This is a genomic window from Micromonospora sp. NBC_00860 (assembly GCF_045207375.1).
GTDB lineage: Bacteria > Actinomycetota > Actinomycetes > Mycobacteriales > Micromonosporaceae > Micromonospora > Micromonospora vinacea.
In genome coordinates this window covers 3,256,347-3,278,429 of the sequence record NZ_CP108825.1, presented here as the reverse complement: position 1 = coordinate 3,278,429, position 22,083 = coordinate 3,256,347, and the positions used below count along the sequence as shown (strand labels likewise).

The window sequence follows — 22,083 nt, the reverse complement described above, 5'->3', positions numbered from 1 at the left end:
GGTGACGTCGGTGGCGACAGGATCTCGGGCACCACCACCCCCGTGATCCCTCCTGGGAGGCGCCATGACCCGTCCCCGCCTGCCCCGCCTGCGGGCAGCCAGCCGGTTGGCCGCACTCGCCCTCGCCACCGCCGGCGTGCTGCTCACCGTCGCCACCCCCGCCAGCGCCGCCGTGCCCACCGGCCGCTACGTCGCGCTGGGCGACTCGTACACCGCCGGCCCGCTCATCCCCACTCAGGTCGACCTCAACTGCCTCCGGTCCAACCGCAACTACCCGTCGCTGGTGGCGGCGTCCGCCGGCTCGTCGTCGTTCGCCGACGTGAGCTGCTCCGGCGCCACCACGGACGACATCCTCTACGGCGGTAGCGGCCAACTGGGCATCACGCTGCCGCCGCAGCTCAACGCGGTCACGTCGAACACCTCGCTGGTGACGGTGCAGATCGGCGGCAACGACATCGGCTTCTCCGGGATCATCGGAGACTGCGCGGAGGCGAGCGTCAGCAGCCCGCTCGGATCTCCGTGCAAGAACCGGTACACCGCCGGAGGTGTCGACCAGTTGCAGGCGCGGATCGTCGCCGCCACGCCGAAGGTCACCGCCGTGCTCCAGGCGGTCCGGCAGGCCGCACCGGGCGCGCGGGTCGTGGTGCTCGGATACCCGGCGATCCTGCCGGACAGCGGTTACGGCTGCTGGCCGGTCGTCCCGATCGCCTACCAGGACGTGCCGTACCTGCGTGGCATCGAGAAGTCGCTCAACGCGATGCTGGCCAGCGCCGCGAGCGCCAACGGTGCCACCTACGCCGATGTCTACACCCCGTCCATCGGCCGCGACGCGTGCAAGGGCAGCGGCACCCGCTGGGTCGAGGGTCTGGTGCCGCAGAACTCGGCCGCGCCGTTCCACCCCAACGCCCGAGGTGAGCAGGGCATGGCCACCGCCCTGCTGGCCCGCCTGAACAGCTGATCAGGCCGTAAACGGCCGAGCCCGCCCCGCCGCCCAGCGGCGGGGCGGGTCACCCCCTGCGGTGCCCGGCACCTCTCGGCACACGATCACCGGTCACCCGGACCGAGAGGTGCCGGTGTGCTTGAGATCGAGGAGTCCGGGGTACCGAAAGATATGCCGAACGTGGGGCAAGTCATCGGAGACCGTTACCGCCTGGTCGAAAGCATCGCCAGCGGCGGAATGGGTGACGTGTGGCGGGCGGTCGACGAAACCCTCGACCGCTGCGTGGCGGTCAAGATGCTGCAACCTCGGTTGGTCACCGACGGCGGCTTCGGTGAGCGGTTCCGGCGCGAGGCGCGGGCCATGGCAGCCCTGCGTCACCCAGGTGTCGCCCAGGTCTACGACTACGGTGAGGTGTCCCGGTCCGGAGCGCCCGTCCTCGCCTACATCGTGATGGAATGCGTGCAGGGGCAGCCCTTGTCGGAGCGGATCGCCGAGGTCGGCCCGCTGGACGTGGCCGAGACGATGTCGATCGCCGCGCAGACCGCCAGTGCCCTGCAGGCCGCGCATGACGCCGGTGTCGTCCACCGTGACGTCAAACCCAGCAACCTGATCATCGAGCCGGACGGGCACGTCGTACTCGTCGATTTCGGTGTTGCGGTGACGCAGGAAGCGGTGAGCCTGACCGGAGCGAACCAGATCGTCGGCACCGCCCTGTACATGGCACCGGAGCAGGTGGCGAAGAACGAGATCACGCCGGCGATCGACATCTACGCGCTGGGGGCTGTCGTCTACCACTGCCTGGCCGGTCGGCCGCCGCACCAGGGCGAGAATGCCGTCGCGGTGGCGCTGCGGCATCTCGAGGAGGAACCGTCGCCGCTGCCCGGAGACGTTCCGGCGGAGGTGCGACGTCTCGTCGCCACCGCGATGGCCAAGGATCCCTCCCAGCGATTTCCGACGGCAGCGGCCATGGCCAGTGCGGCGCAGACACTCGCGGGCCCGTCCGACCACGCGCTGTCCACTGCGACCGGGGCGACCGGGATCGGGGTGCGGACCGAGGTCACGGCTGCCCGCCGGTCGGCCCTCGGCGGCTCGGTGAGCGGGGCGGCCACTCGTGGGCCGCGAGCGCTCGCGGTGCTTCTCGGATCGTTGGCCGCCGCGGCTGCCGTCCTGGTGCTCGCCGATCCCGTCGGGTTCATGCCCGGCCCGACCGGGCGACCGTCGACGCCTCCCGTGGTGCCGCCCACGGTGTCGCCAACGGTGCCGCCGCAGCGGGACCCAGGCCCCGGCGTCGGCGGTGGTGAACCAGCCACCCGCAGTTCCGCGGGCATGCCGGTCCGAGCGCCCGGCTCCGCGACCCCGACCCCGACGCCCACCCGGACCGGGGGCGAGGGGACGGTGGACCCGTCGACGCCGTCCGGTGGTAGCACTGCGGACGCGCCGAGTCCCACCGCGTCCGAGAGCGCGCCTGCGGAGCCGACGGAAGGCCCGACGGCAGCCCCGACGGGCGGAACGACGGCGGCACCGACCGCGGAAACGACGGAGAACCCGGCGACGGACCCGACCTCGGCACCGTCGGCGGACGAATCGACGGCCGGAGGAGGGACCGCGGTGCCGCAGGTGTGACCGACGGTGGCGACGACCACGTCTCGCGACGGGACCGTGCCCGCAGACTCCGCCCTTTGCTCTGCACCCGCGGAGGCGCCATTCAGCGGCAGGCCGGTGGTGCCTCGGCGGGTGCAGAGCAAAGGGGCACGTCGAGCGGGGTCGGCCCAAGGCCGTCCCTGGACGCCGAGGCGGACGGGGGATTGCCTGCCGAACGCAGTCTGGCGTGGCGGCCGAGGCCGCCACGCCAGTGGTGCGATGTCAGGAACCGGTCGAGATCAACTGGTGCGACAGGTGACCGTGGGCCAGTTCCAGTTGCCGTTGGCCATGATTGTTACGCCGAAGTTGTTGCCGTTGCCGTTCGGCGTCGCGGTGACGGTGCCACTGTTGCCGTTGACGGCGGCGTTCCAGCTGTTCTGGATGCTCTGGCCGCCACCGAGGCCGAGGCTGACGACCCAGTTGTTGGTGCCGCTGACCGCGACATTGAGGTTGAACCGGTCACCCCACTGCTGGCCGGCGGAGAGCGTCGCGGTGCAGTTTCCGGTCCCCGGGTTGCCGGTGGTGGGCGGGGTGGTCGGGTTGCCGCCGCCGCTGCCCTCCCGGACGGTGATGTCGGAGCTTCCGCTGCTCTGGTAACCCTCGGTGGCCATCACCTGGTAACTGTGGTTGGTGCCGAGGTTCAGGCCGGCGCGGGCCCAGGCGTCGAAGTGGTTGGCGGTGGTGATGGTGCCACTCGAGCGCTTCTGCTGGCGGACGCTCCAGAACTGGTAGAACGTCTGGTTGCCGTCGATCGACGGGGCGTTGACCCGCTGGCTGCGGAGGATGTCGTACGTGCCGCCGTCGGTGGTGACCGTGCCCATCCGCTGCGCGCCGCTGCTCGGGTTGTAGGTGCCGAAGTTCTCCACCACGTAGTACTCGATGAGCGGGTTGCGCGTCCACCCGTACAGGGCCAGGTAGGTGTTGTTGTTGCCCGGGTTGTAGCTGCCCGAGTAGGTGACCGTCCGTCGGTTACCGGTGGCCCAACCCTTGCCGCCGACCCAGTTGTTGGTGCTCCGGTCCCAACTGCTGGTGTATCGGCCGTCCGCGCGCAGCGTCATGCTGGCGTTGCCGCTGTCCTTCCAGAACGAGAAGTAGTACCCGTTGTGCGTGCCGGTGAGGTTCGAGGTGAGGGTCCGGTCGGCCTCGGCGTACGCGTTGGTGGCCGTCATCGTGCCGGCGACGGCCACGACGGCGGCGCACGCAGCGCCCAGGAGCAACCGCATGCGGCCGCGGCCTCTCGGTTTGGTGTGGCTGGTGTCGGTCATGGAACTGTTGCCTCCTCTGACGGCTGGCGGGGGCCAGCGGCGCGGTACGCCTCGGCAGGCTGCCGGTGGTCGGGTGACGGCCACGGCGTCGTACCGCTCGGTGGTGGTGGGCCGGTCGTCCTGCACGACGACCGGAGAAAGTGGGTCGTGGTGGCTGGTGCTGACGACAATCGAGCGCCGTCGATGGCGACCGTATTAACCCAGCCGTCTACTTGTCAACAATTTTCGGAAACAGGGTGGCAACACCGCTGTCGTCGCCGAGCGGCATCCATCCAGGTCAGTAGTCGATCAGAGCTCAGGGCCGTCGTCACGGAGTCGTGATGGCGGAGCGCCGGTCCGAGTGGAGGCCGCCGAAACTTCCGGAGACTTTCCGGACCGCATGCCGGTCAGCGACGCCCGCGGGCGTTGAGCCGGGCGGCCTGGCGGGTCAGGTGGTCGCGTTCGGCGAGGTTGGGGGCCTGCTGGGCGGCCTCGGTGTACAGCCGCGCCGCCCTTGCCAGATCGCCGTCGCGCTCGTGCAGGTACGCCGCCACCGCCGTGTACCGGGGCAGCGCGTCGTCCACCGCCGCGAGCGCCGCCAGGCCGGCCCGGGGACCGTCGGCCGCCCCGACCGCCACCGCGCGGTTGAGTCGGACGACCGGGTTGTCGGTCAGGCGCGCGAGTTCGTCGTACCACTCCACGATCTGCACCCAGTCGGTCTCCTCGGCGGTCGGCGCGTCCGCGTGCAGCGCCGCGATGGCGGCCTGGGCCTGGAACTCACCCAGTTGGTCGCGGGCCAGGGCCGCCTGCAGGATCTCGACGCCCTCGGCGATGGAGCGGGTGTCCCAGCGGCTGCGGTCCTGCTCGGCGAGCGGCACCAGGCTGCCATCGGGCGCGGTCCGGGCGGCGCGCCGGGCGTGGTGCAACAGCATGAGGGCGAGCAGCCCCGCCACCTCGGGGTGGTCGATCGCGGCCGCGAGCTGCCGGGTGAGCCGGATGGCCTCGGCGGCGAGGTCCACGTCACCGGAGTAGCCCTCGTTGAAGACCAGGTAGAGGACGCGCAGCACGGTGGCGACGTCACCGGGTCGGTCGAAGCGCAGCCCGGAGACGGTGCGCTTCGCCCGGCTGATGCGCTGCGCCATTGTCGCCTCGGGCACCAGGTAGGCGTGGGCGATCTGCCGGGTGGTCAGCCCGCCGACAGCGCGCAGCGTGAGAGCGACAGCTGACGACGGCGTCAGCGACGGGTGGGCGCACAGGAAGTAGAGCTGAAGCGTGTCGTCCACCGTGCGGGCCGGCCCGGGCGCCGGCTCCTCGTCGACCAGGTCCTCGCGCCGACGGCGAGCGGCGTCGGCGCGGGCCGCGTCGAGGAACCGTCGCCACGCCACAGTGGTCAGCCAGCCCTTCGGGTCGCGCGGCGGGTCGCTCGGCCAGACGCGGACCGCCTCGACCAGGGCGTCCTGCACGGCGTCCTCGGCCGCCGCGAAGTCGATTCCGCGGCGGACGAGGATCCCGAGGACGCTCGGCGTGAGGCTCCGCAGCAGCGTCTCGTCCATCGGAGCCGTCACTCCGTGATGGTGGGCGGCTCGCTCAGGAACGGGCGCAGCTCCAGCCACTCGTGGATCGGCTTCCCGCCTGCCCCGGGAGCGGCTGACAGCTCACCGGCCAGCTCGACGGCCCGGTCGTAGCTGTCGACGTCGATCACCATCCAGCCGGCGATGAGGTCCTTGGTCTCGGCGAAGGGGCCGTCGGTGACCGGCGGGCGGCCCTCGCCGTCGTACCGGACGAATGTCCCTTCGGGGGCGAGTGCCTGACCGTCGACGAACTCGCCGGTGCCCTCGAGTCGGGCCGCGAAGTCGCGCATGTACTGCATGTGGGCCGAGATCTCCGCCGGGGTCCACTGGTCCATCGGCACGTCGTTCACCGCGGCGGCCGGGCCGCCCCGGTAGTGCTTGAGCAGTAGGTACTTCGCCATCGTGATGCTCCTCGGGTGCTGGTGGTGACCCATCGTGGTCACGTTCACTCCGGGGACGAAGCCGGTCGGCACTTCTCGACATGGCTGTCCGATTTTTTTCCTCCCGCAGGTTAACCTCGGGTGAATCGTCCGCCGTTGGGGCATCACGAGCGGCGCAAAACTTGATTCGTTCCAAAAAAGTGAGCTAGTGTTCGTACCCGTGATGTCCGACTTCGAGGCGCAACTGCGGGCTGCCTCGTTGCGCGTGACCCGGCCCCGATTGGCGGTGCTCGCGGCGCTGCGCGACCACCCGCACGTCGGCACCGACGCGGTGATCGAGCTGGTCCGGGCGGACCATCCCACGGTCTCCCACCAGGCGGTGTACGACGTGCTGCGCGTGCTCACCGACGCCGGTCTGGTGCGGCGCATCCAGCCGGCCGGGGCGACCGCCCGCTACGAGTCCCGGATCGCGGACAACCACCACCATGTCGTGTGCCGTTCCTGCGGCGCCATCGCCGACGTCGACTGCGCCGTCGGTCACGCCCCCTGTCTCACCGCCTCCGGCGACCACGGTTTCACGGTCGACGAGGCGGAGGTCGTCTACTGGGGCACCTGCCCCGACTGTGCGACCGAACGCACGCCCCAGAGATCCGCAAGCTCGGAAGGAAGCACATGAGCGACACCCAGGACAACGGCCCCACCAGTGCGCAGGGCGTGGACCAGAAGGCAGCGGCCGGCTGCCCGGTCGCGCACGACTCGGTCACCGCGCACGGCAGCGAGAGTGAGAACCCGGCGATCGACTCGCCGACCCCGAAGACCGGCGGTCGTCCGCGCACCAACCGGGACTGGTGGCCGAACCAGCTCGACCTCTCGGTGCTGCACGCCCACTCGTCCAAGGGCAACCCGCTGGGCGAGAACTTCAGCTACGCCAAGGAGTTCGCGAAGCTCGACGTCGAGGCCCTCAAGCGCGACATCGTCGAGGTACTCACCACCTCGCAGGACTGGTGGCCGGCCGACTTCGGCCACTACGGCGGCCTGATGATCCGGATGAGCTGGCACGCCGCCGGCACGTACCGCATCGAGGACGGTCGGGGCGGCGCCGGCGACGGTGGGCAGCGGTTCGCGCCGCTGAACAGCTGGCCGGACAACGCCAACCTGGACAAGGCTCGCCGGCTGCTCTGGCCGGTGAAGCAGAAGTACGGCCAGAAGATCTCCTGGGCCGACCTGCTCGTGCTCGCCGGCAACGTCGCCCTGGAGTCGATGGGCTTCAAGACCTTCGGCTTCGGCTTCGGTCGCGAGGACGTCTGGGAGCCCGAGGAGATCTTCTGGGGTCCGGAGGACACCTGGCTGGGCGACGAGCGCTACGCCTCCGAGAAGGAGATGGCGGCCGGCGTCGGCTCGACCGAGATGGGGCTCATCTACGTCAACCCGGAGGGCCCGCGCGGTAACGCGGACCCGGCCGCGGCGGCGCACTTCATCCGCGAGACCTTCGGCCGGATGGCGATGAACGACGAGGAGACCGTCGCCCTCATCGCCGGTGGTCACACCTTCGGTAAGACCCACGGTGCCGGCGTCGCCGACAACCACGTGGGTCCGGAGCCCGAGGGCGCCCCGCTGGAGGCGCAGGGCCTGGGCTGGCTGAGCACCCACGGCAGCGGCAAGGGCGCCGACACGATCACCAGTGGTCTCGAGGTGACGTGGACCGACGTACCGACGCAGTGGAGCAACCGCTTCTTCGAGATCCTTTTCGGCTACGAGTGGGAGCTCACCACCAGCCCCGGCGGCGCGAAGCAGTGGGTCGCCAAGGACGCCGAGGCGATCATCCCGGACCCGTTCGATCCGGCGAAGAAGCACCGGCCGACGATGCTCACGACCGACCTGTCGCTGCGCGTCGACCCGGCGTACGAGAAGATCTCCCGCCGCTTCCTGGAGAACCCCGACCAGTTCGCGCTGGCCTTCGCCAAGGCGTGGTACAAGCTGCTGCACCGCGACATGGGCCCGGTCGAGCGCTTCCTCGGGCCGTGGGTCGCCGAGCCGCAGCTGTGGCAGGACCCGGTGCCGGCCGTCGACCACGAGCTGGTGGGCGACGCCGACATCGCCGCCCTCCAGGCGAAGGTCCTGGAGTCCGGTCTCACGATCGACCAGCTGGTCTCCACTGCCTGGGCCTCTGCCGCGAGCTTCCGGCACACCGACAAGCGCGGCGGCGCCAACGGGGCGCGCATTCGCCTTGAGCCGCAGCGCAACTGGGAGGTCAACCAGCCCGAGCAGCTGGCAACCGTGCTGACCACCCTTGAGGGCATCCAGCAGGAGTTCAACTCCGCTGGCGGGGCGACCATCTCGCTCGCCGACCTGATCGTGCTGGCCGGTTCGGCCGCCGTGGAGAAGGCGGCGCGGGACGCCGGCGTCGAGGTGACAGTGCCGTTCCGGCCGGGCCGCACCGACGCGACCCAGGAGCAGACCGACACCGACTCCTTCCGGGTCATGGAGCCGCGCGCCGACGGGTTCCGCAACTACCTGCGTGCCGGCGAGAAGACCCAGCCGGAGGTGCTGCTCGTCGACCGTGCCTACATGCTCAACCTGACCGCGCCCGAGATGACCGTCCTCATCGGCGGTCTGCGCTCCCTCGGCGCCAACGTCGGTGGCAGCCAGCACGGTGTCCTCACCGACCGGCCGGGCGTGCTCACCAACGACTTCTTCGCCAACCTGCTCTCCCCGGGCACCCGGTGGAGCGCGTCGAAGTCCGACGAGCACGTGTACGAGATCCGCGACCTGGCCACCGACGAGGTGAAGTGGACCGCCACCGCGGTCGACCTCATCTTCGGGTCCAACTCGCAGCTGCGCGCCCTCGCGGAGGTCTACGCCAGCCAGGACGCCCGCGACAAGTTCGTGACCGACTTCGTGGCCGCCTGGACCAAGGTCATGGAGCTCGACCGGTTCGATCTCGTCTGACAGGCACCACCGACGAGCCCCGGCTGATCCTTTGAGGGATTGGCCGGGGCTCGTCGGCCTTGCACGGCTGTGTCCCGTTGCACGCTGGCCGATCGGGGTATGGTTGGCGAACTGATACCCCTGGGGGTATCGTCGGTTGTAGGAGGTGCCGATGAAGCTTCGACCGGAGATGACGTCGGATGCGCTGACCAGGCTCAAGCGGGCCCGTGGGCAGCTCAACGCGGTTATCGAAATGATGGAGAGCGGTCAGGACTGCCGGGAGGCGCTGACCCAGCTCGCCGCAGTGTCCAAGGCGATCGACCGAGCAGGCTTCAAGATCATTGCTTCGGGAATGCGGCACTGTGGGGCCGCGCGCGAGCGTGGCGAGGAGCCGGAGATGACCGAAGAGGAGCTGGAGAAGCTCTTCCTGGCCCTCGCCTGAGGCTGCCACCCACCCACGCCGTAGCCCCGGCCCGGGTGGGTGGCGGCGTGCAAGTGAAAACGCGGCAGCAGTGTGCCATTTGCATACCCCCCGGGGTATGAGTGCTTTGTCGAACTTGAAGGAGTGGACATGACAGTTGAGGTTTCCGTCGTCGGGACGTCTTCCCTCGGCGATCGCAGCTACCTCGCCTCCGACGGTCAGGTGGCGATCGTGGTCGACCCCCAGCGGGACATCGACCGCGTGATGTACCTCGCCGGGACCTTGGGCGTCCGCATCACCCATGTCGTGGAAACGCACATCCACAACGACTACGTCTCCGGAGGGCTGGAACTCGCTCGGATCACCGGCGCCCAGTATCTGGTGGCCGCAGCCGACGAGGTCGGCTTCGAGCGGACGCGCGTCTCCGACGGCGACCAGGTGGCCATCTCCGACTCGCTCCGACTGCGGGTGATCGGTACGCCCGGTCACACCTTCCACCACCTGTCGTACGTGCTGGATGAGGCCATCGACGGCGATTGGCGGCCGGCCGGTGTCTTCACCGGCGGATCACTGCTGTTCGGCACGACGGGCCGCACCGACCTGCTCGGCAAGCAGTACGCCCACGAGTTGGCCCACCACCAGCACGCCTCGGCGAGGCGGCTGGCGGATCTACTGCCCGACGGGGCCGAGGTGTGGCCGACGCACGGTTTCGGCAGCTTCTGCTCAGCCAGTCAATCGGATGCCCCGGAGTCGACGATCGGCCGGGAGAAGGCGAAGAACCAGGTCCTGCGGGTTGCCGCGGACGACTTCGTCACGGAGACCCTCGCCGGTCTGGACGCCTACCCGGCGTACTACGCCCACATGGGCGTGGAGAACCTGGCCGGACCGGCCCCTGTCGACCTCACCCCGGTGAGCCGCGCCGACGCCGCCGAGCTGCGCGAGCGGATGGCTGACGGGCAGTGGGTGGTGGACCTGCGGCACCGCAAGGCGTACGCCGCCCTGCACCTGGCCGGCACGGTCAGCCTCGGCCTGGACGGCCCGATGGCCACCTGGCTCGGTTGGCTGATCGACTGGGGGGTGCCGATCACCCTGCTCGCGGAGACTCCGGGACAGGTCGCCGAGGCCCAGCGTGAGCTGGTCCGGATCGGCATCGACCGCCCGGCCGCGCAGGTCACCGGCGAGGTGGAGCGTTGGGCGGCCGAGCCCGGTCAGCTACGGGAGCTACGGATGTCCGACTTCGTGGCTCTCGCGGCGGCCCGCGCCGGGCATGTCCCGGCCGGCCTCCCTGCCGCGGACGTGGTCCTCGACGTGCGAATGACCAACGAGTGGCGGGCCAGCCACATCGAAGGCGCCCTGCACATCCCGCTGCCTGAACTGCCCATGCGGCTGGCCGAGGTGCCGGTCGGCGCCGTCTGGGTGCACTGCGGCTCCGGCTACCGGGCCACTGCGGCGGCGTCGCTGCTGGCGAACGCCGGCCGCGAGGTGGTCGTCATCGACGACACGTTCGACCGGGCCGAGCGCGCCGGCGTGGCGATGGCCACCGACGCCTGAGCCGAACAGGACGGACCCCGGCCGGCGCCGCGCAGGTGTCGGTCGGATACCCCCTGCCATGTGTGTTGCGACTTGCCCGTGAAAGAGGAGAAATGAGCCCTTCCGAGACCGACCGCCCCGCCACCGTCGATGCCACCGGGCTGCGGGAGCTGATCGACTCCGGCCACGCGCCGCGCCTGCTGGACGTGCGTACCCCGGCGGAGTTCGAGACATCGCACATCCCCGGCTCCTACAACGTGCCGCTCGACCTGCTCAAGGAGCACCGCGAAGAGCTGCGCCGCCACCTGGACGAGGACGTCGTGCTGATCTGTCGCTCCGGTGCCCGCGCCACCCAGGCCGAGCAGACCCTGGCCGGCGTCGGTCTGCCGAAACTGAAGGTCCTCGACGGCGGCATCCTCGCCTGGCAGGCGGCCAACGCGCCGATCAGGCAGGGCACCCCCCGGTGGGACCTGGAACGCCAGGTCCGCCTCGTCGCCGGCTCGATCGTGCTGGTCAGCATCCTCGGCTCGGTGTTCGTGCCGCAGCTGAAGTGGGTGGCCGGACTCATCGGCGCCGGCCTCACCGTCGCCGCTGTCACCAACACCTGCGCCATGGGCATGGTGCTCGGCAAACTGCCGTACAACCGGGGCGCCACCTGTGACCTGGACACCATCGTCGGCCAGTTGCGTGACAGCACCGGTGAACGCGCATGACACCGACCCTGGCGCTGACCATCGGGCTGGCCGTGCTGATCGGCGTCAGCCTCGGGCTGCTCGGCGGCGGCGGATCGATCCTCGCCGTGCCGTTGCTGGTCTACGTCGCCGACCTACCCACGAAAGAGGCCATCGCGACCTCGCTGCTCGTTGTCGGCGCCACCAGCGTGGTGGGCGTCCTGCCGCACGCTCGGGCCAACCGGGTGCGCTGGCGTACCGGCCTGATCTTCGGTTTCGCCGGCATGGTCGGTGCCTACATCGGCGGACGCCTGGCCGGGTTCATCCCGGCGGCGTTCCTGCTCAGCGGGTTCGCCGTGATGATGCTGGCCACCGCGGTCACGATGATTCGCGGTCGGCGCGACACCAAGGGCAGGGCAGTGCCGCACGAACTGCCGATGCTGCGGGTGATCCTCGACGGTCTGGTGGTCGGACTGGTGACCGGCCTGGTCGGTGCCGGCGGCGGCTTCCTGGTGGTGCCCGCCCTGGCCCTGCTCGGTGGACTGCCGATGCCGGTCGCGGTCGGAACCTCGCTGGTGGTCATCGCGATGAAGTCGTTCGCCGGCCTCGCCGGCTACCTGTCCAGCGTAAACATCGACTGGAACCTCGCGGCAGCGGTCACCCTCGCCGCCGTCGCTGGCAGCGTTGCCGGCGGGCGGCTCGCCGGTCGGATCCCCGCAGACGTCCTGCGCAAGTCGTTCGGCTGGTTCGTCGTGGTGATGGGCGTCCTCGTCCTCGTCCAGCAACTGCCCACGGAACTGCGGACCGACCCGCTGTTGTGGACCGGCATCGGTGTCGCCGCAGCGATCTCCGTCGCGCTGACCGTGCTGAGGGGCCGGAGCAAGGTGCGGACGCAGGGTGAGCAGGCCTCCCGCTGAGGTCTCGCCCGGTGCCATCACGGTCCACCCCGATGTCATCGGGATGACATTTCCTGTCCAACGAATCCCATGGATGAATTTTTTATCCAGTTGATCAGCTGGCGAACGGGCCCGTTCATGGCAAGGTGTTGATCTGCCCGGGCGGCGGGCGCGGACCTAGTCACGCGGGAGTCAACGTGGGCCATCCCAACCTGCAGGCCGAGGATGTCGACCAGCACGCCGGAAGCCCTGCGATTCCCCGGCAGCGGGCGGCCCCCACCCGGGCGCCCGGAGCGAGCGCCGCCGACACCGGCATCGCCTGGCGTCCGCTGCGGATCGCAATGATCGGCCAGAAGGGGATGCCGGCGACCTACGGCGGGATCGAACGGCACGTGGAGGAGATGGCCAGCCGGCTCGCCAGCTACGGGCACGAGGTCACCGTCTACTGCCGCCGGAGCTACGGCGAGACACCCGCCGACGGCTACCGGGGCGTACGACTGCGCCAGACCCACACGATCGCGAGCAAGCACCTCGACGCCATCGTGCACGCGGCGACCTCGACTGTGGCGGCCATGACCGCGCGGCCCGACATCGTGCACTACCACGGGCTCGGGCCGGCCCTGGTCGCCCCGCTTCCCCGTGCCCTGTCCCGGGCGCGCGTGGTGCTGACCGTGCACGGGCTGGACAACCAGCGAGGCAAGTGGGGGCTCGCCGCGCGGGCGGTGCTGGGCAGCGCCCACTGGTTCAGCGGGTACGTCCCGCACCAGCGGGTGGCGGTCTCCCAGGGGCTCGCCGCCCACTACGGCGCCCGGTTCGGCCGTCCGACGACCTACATTCCCAACGGCGTGAACCCGGCCCGACCGACGCGGACCCGTCAGATCCAGGACCGGTTCGGGCTGACCCCCGGCGGCTACCTGCTGCTGGTCGGTCGGTTGGTCCCGGAAAAGGCGGCCGACCTGCTGATCCGGGCCTTCCGCCGTACCGAGACCCCGATGCGCCTGGCGATCGTCGGCGGGTCGTCGTTCACCGACGACTTCGTGGACCGGTTGCGCCGGGAAGCCGGGACTGACGACCGGATCGTCTTCACCGGGTTCGCGTACGGCGACCTGCTCGCCGAGTTGTACGGCGGGGCCGCCGGCTTCGTGCAACCGTCCCGGTTGGAGGGTCTGCCGTTGACGTTGCTGGAGGCGTCCGCGTACGGGCTGCCGGTGGTCGCGAGCGACATTGCGCCGCACGTCGAGGTGCTGAAGTCCGACGCCGCCGGAGGGCGGCTGTTCCGCGACGGCGACGAGGACGACCTGGTCCGGGTGCTGACATCGCTGCTCGCCGACCTGCCGGCTGAACGGGCCGGCGCCGTGGCGCTGGGCGAGCGGATCACCGGCAGGTACAGCTGGGACACGGCCGCCCGCGAGTTGGAGCGGCTCTATCTCCGGCTGGCCCCGGAGCCGGGCAGGCGGGCCAGGGCACGACCCGTGGGAGCCGCCCACTGACCGGGCGACGTTCGCCGGGAAGACCCCGGATCAGCCCTCAGGAGGACGGAGCCGTCGGTGCAACGGCCCCTTCTGCCGTCGGGGTGACAGGGCTAGATTGAACCGATCTTGTGCCGGGAAGACATCGGTGGGCCGCGCCCGGCAGCGGCCGAGCAGCGCCGATTCAGTTCAGTGGGATCAGTGGAACAACACACGCAGCAGGTCACTCCGCTCCTGACCAGGCGGCTCGACCCGACCCGCCTCCTCACCGGCGGCGCGGCGCTGGCCGCCGCGGTCGTGGCGGTGATCGCCGGTGTCTCCATGGCGGCCGGTGACCGTCGCGGCATGGTGCTGCCGCTCGCGGCGGTCGCGGGGATCGCGGTGGCCGTCCTCGCGCTGACCCGGTTCGCCGGGTACGTGCTGCTGATGCTCGCGGTGCGTTCCTGCGTCGACCTGTTCAAGCTGACCGGCCCGAGCGCCGGCCAGGCCGACTCCGCCGGAACGGCCCGGGCGGTGGACCCCTCCACACTGCTCGCGGTGCTGTTCCTCCTCGCCGCCGGGCTCTGGCTGGCCGCACAGCTGCGCCGGCACGGGCGGCTGCGCGGTTCCCCGCTCAGCTGGGCCATGCTGCTCGTCGGGGCCAGCAGCGTGGTCAGCGCCCTCGGTGCCAGTCGGCCGGCGAACAGCCTGTTGGAGGCATTACGGATCCTCACCGTGGTGGTGATGTTCGTGGTGCTCGAACAGCTCATGCCGGACACCGCGGCGATCCGTCGGGTCCTGCTCGCCTGCTACGCCTCGCTGGTGCTGGCGCTGGGCTACACCGTCGTCCTGTCGCTGCTCGGCAACCCGCCGGCCGAGGTGAAGGGCGACTTCACCCGCATCAGCGGCACGTTCAGCCAGTCCACCACGTTCGGCCGCTACCTGATGTTCATGGTGATCTTCGGGTTCGCGGTGTACCGCTTCCTGGATCGTCGCCTGCGGGTGTCCCTCGGGGTGCTGCTCGCACTCTCGCTGCTGTTCCTGCTGCTCACCAACACCCGCAGCGCCCTGCTCGGCGCGGCCATCGGCCTGGTGGTGGTAGCGGCGCTGCACCGCAGCAAGCGGATGCTGGTCACCCTCTGCGTGGTGGCGGTCGCCGGGGTGGCACTGGTGCCCGCCGTCGGCGAACGCTTCGCCCAACTCGGCACGTCGCGCGCGGTCGGCGGAGACCCGACCGGAAACACCCTGGCATGGCGGGTCGGCTACTGGACCGAGATCGTCACGCTCGCCGACCGGAACCCGGTGACCGGCATCGGACCGAACATGACCCAGCGCGAGACCGACGAGGCGAAGAAGCCGCACAACGACTTTCTGCGGGCGTACGTGGAGACCGGGCTGCTCGGCCTCGGGGCGTACCTGCTGATGCTGTTCGCCTTCCTACACACCGCGCGGAACGCGCTGCGGCGCGCGCCTCCGGGCAGCTTCGAGCGTGGCGTCGCCGTCGGGTTCACCGGCTGCGCCGCCGCGTTCGTGGCCGTCAGCGCCGCCTCCAACGTCATTTCCAACGTGGTCACCCTCTGGTACTTCGTCGCGTTCGCCGCGGCGGCCAGCGTGATCGCCCGCCAACCGGCTCCGAACCTGACCGGCGAGCAGCCACGAGGCACGTCCGTCCCGGTTTGACTGAACGACAGCATTGGGGAAAAAGTGGAGATCGTCGACTACCTGCGGGTCGCCCGGCGGCGCCTCTGGGTACTCGTGGGCGTGCCGGTGCTCGCCACCGGCGCCGCGGCAGCCATCGTCCTGTCCGCGCCACAGCAGTTCAGCGGGACCGCGTACGTGGCGGCGCCGGCGCTGGTGGGCGGTGCGGCCGGAACGCAGTACACCGGTACGCAGGCAGCGAACCAGTTCGTCGCGGCGTTCGGCGCGGCGGTGACCTCACCCCGCGTCCTCGCCGACGTGGCAGATGACACCGGGGTGCCGCCGGAGCGGCTGCGCGACGGGCTCGCCGTCACCCAGGTCGGCGCGAGCAGCCAGCTGGAGGTGACGTACACCGCCGGTGACCGGGCGACCGTCGCACCGGTGCTGACCGCGACCACCACCCGGGCGCTGGCCTTCCTCTTCTCCTCCCAGGTCGGCATCGCCACCGGCGAGGTCGAGGCGGCAAACGCCGACGTCACAGCGGCGACCAGGGCGATCGGCGAGTGGGAGAAGACCAACAAGGTTTCCCAGCCGGACCGGATCTACCAGGCGACGCTGGGCGAGTTGACCAGCCTGCGCCAGCAGCAGCTCTCCATGCAGGCGGTCGGCAACAGCCGAGGTGTCGACGCGGCGACCGCCGCGATCACCGCCGCGCAGAGAAAGCTCGACCAGTTGGGGCCGAAGCTCCCCGACTACCAGGCCCTGCTCGCCCAACGGGACGCGGCGACAAACGCCCTGTCCCAGGCGCGGGAGGGGTTGCAGGCGGCGCGGGCGCAGGCCCAGGCCGCCGACCCGAAGCAGGTGACAAGCATCGGCGAGGCGCACGAGGTGAGCCGGATGACGGAGCTGGTGCGCACCGCCCTGCCGGTGGGCGGCGCCGGTCTGCTGCTCGGCGTGCTGCTGGTGGGCGTACTCGAACTGCTCTCCCGGGGTCGTGCCGCGGCCCGCCCGGCGGCGGCGACCACCGCGGCCCCCTCGGTGCCGGCGGAGACCGTGACCGCGGCACGACCGTGACCGTCGGAGAACGGGCCGCCGGATGGGTGCGGTGACCGGCCGACCGCCGGCCACGCCGGAGGCCGGCGACCAGCAGGTACGCGGCATGGCCCGCGGTGGTGTGCTGAACCTGGGCAGCGCCGTGCTCAGCCAGGTGGCGCTCTTCCTGGTCATGCTGTTGCTGGCCCGGACCCTGGGGGTACGCGAACTCGGCCGGTACGCCCAGGTGTACGCCGTGCTGTCGCTGCTGGGACTGCTCTCGCTCTCCGGCTTCCGGGCCGGGCTGACCCGGTTCGTGGCGGTGCATCTCGCCGACGACGAGCCGGCCGCCCTCCGGGGCGCGATCCGGCTCGGGATCGGCATCTCGGCAGTGGCGTCCACTGTGATCGCCCTCGGTCTGGCGGTCGGCGCGCCGTGGCTCGCCGACGCCCTGCACGACAGGCAGCTCACCACCGGCCTGCGGCTGGTGGCGCTCTGCCTGCCCGCCTCGACCGTCTGCGAGGCAGCGCTCGCGGCCACCCGGGGATGGCGCACGCAACGGGCCTACGCGCTCATCGGCCAGGTCTACGAGCCGGCCGCCCGGCTGGTGCTCACCGCGCTGGCGCTCGCCCTCGGGGCGGGCCTGACCGGCGCGTTCTGGGCGCTGGTGGTGGCGAGTTGGAGCGCGGCCGGGCTCGCCCTCGTGGCGCTCGCCCGGATGGTGCGCCAGGTGCCCGCCGCCCGGCCCGCGTACCGGCCCGGCGAGCTGTTCCGGTTCTCCACGGTCAGTTGGGTCTCCTCGTTGTCGTCCACCGGGCTGATCTGGGTGGACGCGTTGCTGCTCGGCTTCTTCGACTACGGTCCCGACGCGATCGGCGTCTACCACGTGGCGACCCGGCTGGTCACGATCGCCGTGTTCGTGCTGGCACCGGTCAACGCCTCGTTCGGTCCGCACCTGGCGCACCTCTACCACCAGGGCCGACTGGACGAGGTACGCCGGATCTACCGGGTCGCCACCGGCTGGGTGCTCCGACTGTCGCTGCCGGCCTTCGTGGCGTTGCTGGTCTTCCCGGAGCAGCTGTTGCGGCTGGTCGGCGGGCCGGGTCTGGCCGGCGGCGCGGCGGTGACTGTCGTGCTGGCGCTCGGCCAGCTCGTCAACGCCGCCACCGGGCCCTGCGGAACGCTGCTGAACATGTCCGGCCGGGTCTCGGTGAACATGGTGGACAACCTCGCCGCCCTGCTGCTCAACGTCCTGCTCAACCTCTGGCTCATCCCGGCGTACGGCATCCTCGGCGCGGCGGTGGCCTGGGCGGTCTCGCTGGCGGCGGTGAACATCGCCCGGGTCTGGCAGGTGCGCGCGCAGGTGCACACCGTGCCGGTGACGGCGGGCATGGTCAAGGGCCTGGTCGCCGCGCTGGTCGCGATGGGCGTCGGGTTCGGTGTGCGCTGGCTGGTCGAGGGCTGGACCGCGCAGCTCGCGGTCGGCCTGGCCGCGATCGGGGTGGCGTACCTCGCCGCGGTGCTCGCCCTCGGGCTCAGTCGGGAGGACGTCATGGTGTTGCGCTCGGTGACCCGCCGAGGCGGTCGACGTCGCGCCGCCAACCCCACCCCCGCCGAGGTCCGCTCGTGACCGGCGGCGCGCGGCGTCAGGTCACCGACCGGCTGCGCCGGGGGGTACGCGCGGCGCGGGCCTGGGGGCGCGCGGCGCGACCGGGAGAGCCCGGTCCGTTGCCCGACTTCCTGGTGATCGGGGGGCAGCGCTGCGGCACCACGTCGCTGTACCACCACCTCGCTGCGCATCCCCGGGTCCGGGTGGCCAGCGGCAAGGAGTTGCAGTACTTCAGCGTCCACCACGGTCGGGGGGAGCGGTGGTACCGGGGACACTTCCCGCACCTCGCCCCGGGCGAGCGCACGTTCGAGGCGAGCCCCTACTACCTGTTCCACCCGAGCGTGCCGGCCCGGGTCGCGGCGACCCTGCCGGAGGGCCGCTTCGTCGCACTGCTGCGCGATCCGGTGCAGCGGGCCTACTCGCACTACCTGCACACCCGCTCGTACGGCGTCGAGCCGCTGTCCTTCGCCGACGCGCTCGATGCCGAGGAGGAGCGGCTGGCGCGGGCGACGCGGGGCGGCCCGGACAACCCCGGCGCGCACCGGGCGTTGCGCAACTATTCGTACGCGGCCCGGGGCCGCTACGCCGAGCAGCTGCACCTGTGGTTCGCGGCGGTCCCGCGTGAGCGGATCCACGTCGCACGGACCGAGGACCTGCACGCCGACCCGGCGGGCACGTACGGCGGCATTCTGCGCTTCCTCGGCCTGCCGGCCTTCACCCCGGAGGTGTTCACCCGGCACACCCGTCGCGTCGACCCGGGCGTCTCCGAGCTGACCCCGGCCCTGCGCGACCGGCTGGGCGAGCACTTCGCGCCGCACAACGAGCGCCTGGCCGCCCTGCTCGACTGGCCCGAACCCTGGCCCGGCTAGCGCACGCTGGTGGTCGCGTGGGCGGTCAGGCCCTACCGGACGGCGGCGAGGATCCGCTCCACCGGTTGGTCGGCGCGGAGCAGGACGGGGACGTCGGTCACTGTGGTGCCGCCACCGGCCGCGCCCAGCGGGGAACCCACCGCCCCGGTCCGCCCGCCCGGCGCCGCGGGCACGGTCACCGGCGTGTCCACCGCCGACCAGAGCACCAGCGTGCTCGATCCACCCCTGACGAACGCGACCCCGTTCAGCCGGCCGGCCACCGATGCGGGCAGCGGCGTGACTGTGGCGCCCCGGGCCGCGTCGGCCAGTGCCGCCAACATCCGGCCGGCCTCCCGTTCGGTGCCGTCCGGGTCGAGCAGGCCGTAGCGGACCTCACTGCCGGCCGCGTTGTTCGGGTTGTACGCCAACGGCAACCAACTGATCTCGCCGATCCCACCGGCGGCCAGCAGGGTGACCGTCTTGACCATCTCGGCCGCCCGGCTGGCCGGGTCACCGTCGCCGTCGCGCCAGAACTGCCCGACCTCCCACGCCTGGATCGGGGTACCCGGCGGTGTGGTGGCGCGCAGGTAGTCCAGCAGTGGGGCCACCCCGCTGAAGTGCTCGTAGAAGTGCACCTGCCGGACGTCGACTGTGCGATCGGTCAGCAGCGACTCGGTCACCGCCAGGAAACGTAGGCTGCGGCTGTTGGTTTCGGTGCCGAGCGCCCGGCGCAGCTGCGCCTCCCCGGTCACCGCCGGGATCTGCTGCCCACGGGTGCCGACGCGGCGTTGGAAGTACGCCTGGTAGGCGGCGACGGCATCGGGCACCCGACCGGCGCGTAGCAGCCGGTCGGCGACACCCATGCCGTACGCCACGCTGCTGATGCCGGAGTCGACCACCCGCGCCTTCGGGTCGGTCGCGCGGATCGTCTCGGCGGCGGCCCGGACCAGCCGCGCGTAATCCTCGGGGCTGCCGGCCCAGTAGCTCGGCGCGTTTACCTCGTTCTCGATGGCGTACTCCCGCACCCCGTACGGACCGTAGCGCTGCACCACCGAGCGGACGAACCGCTGGTACGCCCCGAGGTCGGTGGGCATCGCCGACTCGGTCTTGTTCGCCGCGCCCCGGGTGAAGCGGGCGGTGCCACCGGTCGCCCAGCACACGCCGGTGCGGATCTTCAGGTGCACTGTGATGCCCAGCTCCCTGCTGCGCGAGGCGATCTCGTCCAGCCCGGCCCAGTCCACCTGCCCCGAGGTTCGTTCGATCTCGCACCAGGAGATCTCCTCGTACGTGGCGGAACCGGCAAGCCGGCGCAGGTACGGCCCGAACTGCTGGTACCGCGACCAGTCCCAGTGCGCGCCGAACGGGTTGCTCACCCCGCCGACGGTGCTGGTGGCCTCGGGTGCCGCCGTCGCGGAGGGGGTGGCGGCCGGTGGCGGATCGTCGTCGCCAGCGGTGCAGCCGGCGGTGAACAGGAGCGTGGCGGCGACGGCGGCGGCGATCGCACGCAGCCGGCCCGGGCGGGTCATCGGTAGCCCAGAGCGCGCAGGGTCGGACCGGAGAAGACCCAGACCAGCAGGCGGAGGAACGGGTCGAGCTCGCGACGGTAGCTGCCCACCCGGGAGCCGTAGATCGGCGCGGTGACGCTCGCCGCCGCCCGCCGCCGCTCCGCCTCGGTGGTGTACTTCTGGGCCACGTCGTGCTGCTTGCTGTCGTAGTCGAGGATGCCGTCCTCCCAGGGCTCGCCGAGGAACTCGAAGAGGCCCCGCATCGTCTTCTCCGGTTCGCTGACCGCCTGCTCGTACCGCAGCTCGTAGTAGCGGTCCGCCGGCAGGGTGGCACCGACCGCCCGCGCGGTGCGGATGTAGCGCGGCCACTTCACCACGCACTTCACAGCGGACCAGTAGCCGAAGCGTTTGCGGTGCGAGACCACCACGTCGCGTCCGTCCCGGATGAGGTGCACGATCTGGGCGTCCGGGAAGACCTCGGTGACGAAATCGAGCGACATCGCGTACAGCGGGGTCTTGTCGGCCCACCGGGTCTTGCCCCGCGCGGCGGCGTAGTCGGCGTGCACGCCGCCGAAGAAGTCCCGGATCCGGCGCAGCCAGTCCTCGCGCGGAAAACCGAAGCGGGCCAGTCGTTCCCAGTCCCGGCCGACGATCCGTCGTAGGTCCGGCAGGAACCGGGTCTCCGGGCCGCAGCTGATCCGCGAGTGCGAGTCGAGGACGAGGCGCACCATCGTGGTGCCCGACCGTTGGCACCCGACCAGGAAGATCGGCGCGGTACGGGTTCCGGTGTCAGCCACTGTCGACCGCCTTCGTCGTCTCGGATCGGGCGTCGGCCGCGGCGCGGTCGAGCCGGTCGGTCAGCTCGTCGCAGAGGGCCCGGACGCGCGGGTCGACAGGTAGCCGTCGCTCACCCGTCGCGCCGTGCGACCCGCGCGGGGCGATGTGCGCGTGCAGCCGGGGGTGGTAGGGGAAGTCGAGGAACGCGCAGAGCCGCCGCACCTGCGCGGCGGGCTCCGCGACCAGGCTGTCGTAGCGGCAGAGCAGTACGTCGGCCCGCTGGTCGAGGCCGAGCTGGAAGACGAGCGAGTTGCGGACGTACCAGAACAGCGCCGCGCCGCTGTGCGGGTCCAACCGTTGCGGGTCGTGGGCCCGGATCAGCTCGACGGTGTCGGCGTCGAGCCGCTGCCCCTGCCACCGGCGGCCGATGCTGCCGTCGGCGATCGCCCGCAGGGCCCGCAGGTTGGCGTCACCGAACTTGGCGACCTCGGAACGGGCCCGGTCGTCGACGTCGCGGTAGACCCAGAGCGCGCGCCCGGGTGTCGGCCCCGGCAGGGCCAGCAACTGGTCCACGCGGTGGCTCTCGCAGAGCGGCTTGACCAGGACGTACGCGTGTCGGCTGCGGTGCAGGGTGGCGGTCAGCACCGGGTCCGGGCGGAGTTGGAAGCGGTGGAAGAGGGTGCTGTCGTTCTCGTTGCGGACCTCGACCTCGGGGGCGGCGTCCAGGCCCCGGACCAGCATGTTCGTGCCGGAGCGTTGCAGGCCGACAAGGTAGACGGGCATCGCCGAGCCGGGTGGGCGCCCGGCCCGTCGTCGCCAGCGTCGCTTCGCCACTGCCGTGCCGATCCGGTCGACCGGGTTGAGGCGGTCCTCCTCGATCAGCCGTCCGATCCCCTCGGTACGCGCCCAGCGCAGATGCCGCCGGACCCGCCGGGCGGTGTACGCGAGCGCGGAGACCTCGTCGTCGGCTGCCACGGGTCCTCCTCGTCGGGCACCGGCCCGGC

Annotated in this window: 19 protein-coding genes; 13 read left to right on the top strand and 6 right to left on the bottom strand. The window is 71.3% G+C overall.

Translation table 11 applies throughout. The features are described 5' to 3' along the window. The first annotated feature begins 64 nt into the window (after window positions 1-64). Complete coding sequence (locus OH804_RS15110) at window positions 65-958, top strand: SGNH/GDSL hydrolase family protein (RefSeq protein WP_406065883.1); 894 nt, start codon at window positions 65-67, stop codon at window positions 956-958. A 117-nt stretch (window positions 959-1,075) separates the two neighbouring features. Continuing rightward, on the top strand, window positions 1,076-2,563 hold the full coding sequence (locus OH804_RS15105; RefSeq protein WP_406065881.1) for a serine/threonine-protein kinase: 1,488 nt from the start codon (window positions 1,076-1,078) through the stop codon (window positions 2,561-2,563). A gap of 257 nt (window positions 2,564-2,820) precedes the next feature. Here OH804_RS15105 and OH804_RS15100 read toward each other — a convergent pair whose 3' ends face one another. The 3 genes from OH804_RS15100 to OH804_RS15090 all read right to left on the bottom strand — a co-directional run bounded on the left by OH804_RS15100 (window position 2,821) and on the right by OH804_RS15090 (window position 5,797). Further along, the gene (locus OH804_RS15100) at window positions 2,821-3,846 is read right to left on the bottom strand and encodes a glycoside hydrolase family 11 protein (RefSeq protein ID WP_406065879.1); all 1,026 of its coding nucleotides are present in this window, start codon (window positions 3,844-3,846) and stop codon (window positions 2,821-2,823) included. Window positions 3,847-4,232: 386 nt separating this feature from the next. After that, on the bottom strand, window positions 4,233-5,378 hold the full coding sequence (locus OH804_RS15095) for an RNA polymerase sigma factor (RefSeq protein WP_406066547.1): 1,146 nt from the start codon (window positions 5,376-5,378) through the stop codon (window positions 4,233-4,235). Between the two features lie 8 nt (window positions 5,379-5,386). Beyond that, window positions 5,387-5,797 carry a YciI family protein gene (locus OH804_RS15090; RefSeq protein WP_112641697.1) on the bottom strand — a complete coding sequence of 137 codons (411 nt, stop codon included), beginning with the start codon at window positions 5,795-5,797 and terminating at the stop codon, window positions 5,387-5,389. Between the two features lie 199 nt (window positions 5,798-5,996). Here OH804_RS15090 and OH804_RS15085 point away from each other — a divergent pair, with 199 nt between their 5' ends. The 11 genes from OH804_RS15085 to OH804_RS15035 all read left to right on the top strand — a co-directional run bounded on the left by OH804_RS15085 (window position 5,997) and on the right by OH804_RS15035 (window position 18,818). Next, window positions 5,997-6,452, top strand: a complete 456-nt coding sequence (locus tag OH804_RS15085; RefSeq protein ID WP_307788836.1) for a Fur family transcriptional regulator — start codon at window positions 5,997-5,999, stop codon at window positions 6,450-6,452. Next, a complete protein-coding gene (gene katG, locus OH804_RS15080) occupies window positions 6,449-8,725 on the top strand; it encodes a catalase/peroxidase HPI (RefSeq protein ID WP_406065877.1) in 2,277 nt (758 codons plus the stop codon). The genes OH804_RS15085 and katG overlap by 4 nt, the downstream gene beginning before the upstream one ends. A gap of 151 nt (window positions 8,726-8,876) precedes the next feature. Next, window positions 8,877-9,146 (top strand): metal-sensitive transcriptional regulator, encoded by a 270-nt coding sequence (locus tag OH804_RS15075; RefSeq protein WP_091406954.1) that lies wholly within the window; start codon window positions 8,877-8,879, stop codon window positions 9,144-9,146. Between the two features lie 129 nt (window positions 9,147-9,275). After that, entirely contained in the window at window positions 9,276-10,676 is a 1,401-nt protein-coding gene (locus tag OH804_RS15070) for a rhodanese-like domain-containing protein (RefSeq protein ID WP_406065874.1), read from the top strand. 92 nt (window positions 10,677-10,768) lie between these two features. Continuing rightward, on the top strand, window positions 10,769-11,368 hold the full coding sequence (locus OH804_RS15065) for a rhodanese-like domain-containing protein (RefSeq protein WP_196922521.1): 600 nt from the start codon (window positions 10,769-10,771) through the stop codon (window positions 11,366-11,368). Beyond that, entirely contained in the window at window positions 11,365-12,243 is an 879-nt protein-coding gene (locus OH804_RS15060; RefSeq protein WP_406065872.1) for a sulfite exporter TauE/SafE family protein, read from the top strand. The genes OH804_RS15065 and OH804_RS15060 overlap by 4 nt, the downstream gene beginning before the upstream one ends. Before the next feature lie 176 nt (window positions 12,244-12,419). Then, a complete protein-coding gene (locus OH804_RS15055; protein WP_406065870.1) occupies window positions 12,420-13,712 on the top strand; it encodes a glycosyltransferase family 4 protein in 1,293 nt (430 codons plus the stop codon). Window positions 13,713-13,892: 180 nt separating this feature from the next. Then, window positions 13,893-15,350: an O-antigen ligase family protein gene (locus OH804_RS15050; protein ID WP_406065868.1), complete on the top strand. Its 1,458-nt coding sequence runs from the start codon at window positions 13,893-13,895 to the stop codon at window positions 15,348-15,350. A gap of 24 nt (window positions 15,351-15,374) precedes the next feature. Further along, window positions 15,375-16,382: a Wzz/FepE/Etk N-terminal domain-containing protein gene (locus tag OH804_RS15045; RefSeq protein WP_406065866.1), complete on the top strand. Its 1,008-nt coding sequence runs from the start codon at window positions 15,375-15,377 to the stop codon at window positions 16,380-16,382. A gap of 22 nt (window positions 16,383-16,404) precedes the next feature. Next, complete coding sequence (locus OH804_RS15040; protein ID WP_406065864.1) at window positions 16,405-17,970, top strand: oligosaccharide flippase family protein; 1,566 nt, start codon at window positions 16,405-16,407, stop codon at window positions 17,968-17,970. Beyond that, the gene (locus OH804_RS15035; RefSeq protein WP_406065862.1) at window positions 17,967-18,818 is read left to right on the top strand and encodes a sulfotransferase family protein; all 852 of its coding nucleotides are present in this window, start codon (window positions 17,967-17,969) and stop codon (window positions 18,816-18,818) included. Before OH804_RS15040 ends, OH804_RS15035 begins: the two co-directional genes overlap by 4 nt. A 32-nt stretch (window positions 18,819-18,850) precedes the next feature. Here OH804_RS15035 and OH804_RS15030 read toward each other — a convergent pair whose 3' ends face one another. The 3 genes from OH804_RS15030 to OH804_RS15020 are packed head-to-tail and all read right to left on the bottom strand — an operon-like array spanning window position 18,851 to window position 22,054. Next, window positions 18,851-20,323, bottom strand: coding sequence for a hypothetical protein (locus tag OH804_RS15030; protein WP_406065860.1), 1,473 nt, complete (start codon window positions 20,321-20,323; stop codon window positions 18,851-18,853). Continuing rightward, window positions 20,320-21,099 (bottom strand): sulfotransferase family protein, encoded by a 780-nt coding sequence (locus tag OH804_RS15025; RefSeq protein ID WP_406065858.1) that lies wholly within the window; start codon window positions 21,097-21,099, stop codon window positions 20,320-20,322. The genes OH804_RS15030 and OH804_RS15025 overlap by 4 nt, the downstream gene beginning before the upstream one ends. After that, complete coding sequence (locus tag OH804_RS15020) at window positions 21,092-22,054, bottom strand: hypothetical protein (protein WP_406065856.1); 963 nt, start codon at window positions 22,052-22,054, stop codon at window positions 21,092-21,094. Before OH804_RS15020 ends, OH804_RS15025 begins: the two co-directional genes overlap by 8 nt. Window positions 22,055-22,083: the final 29 nt, after the last annotated feature.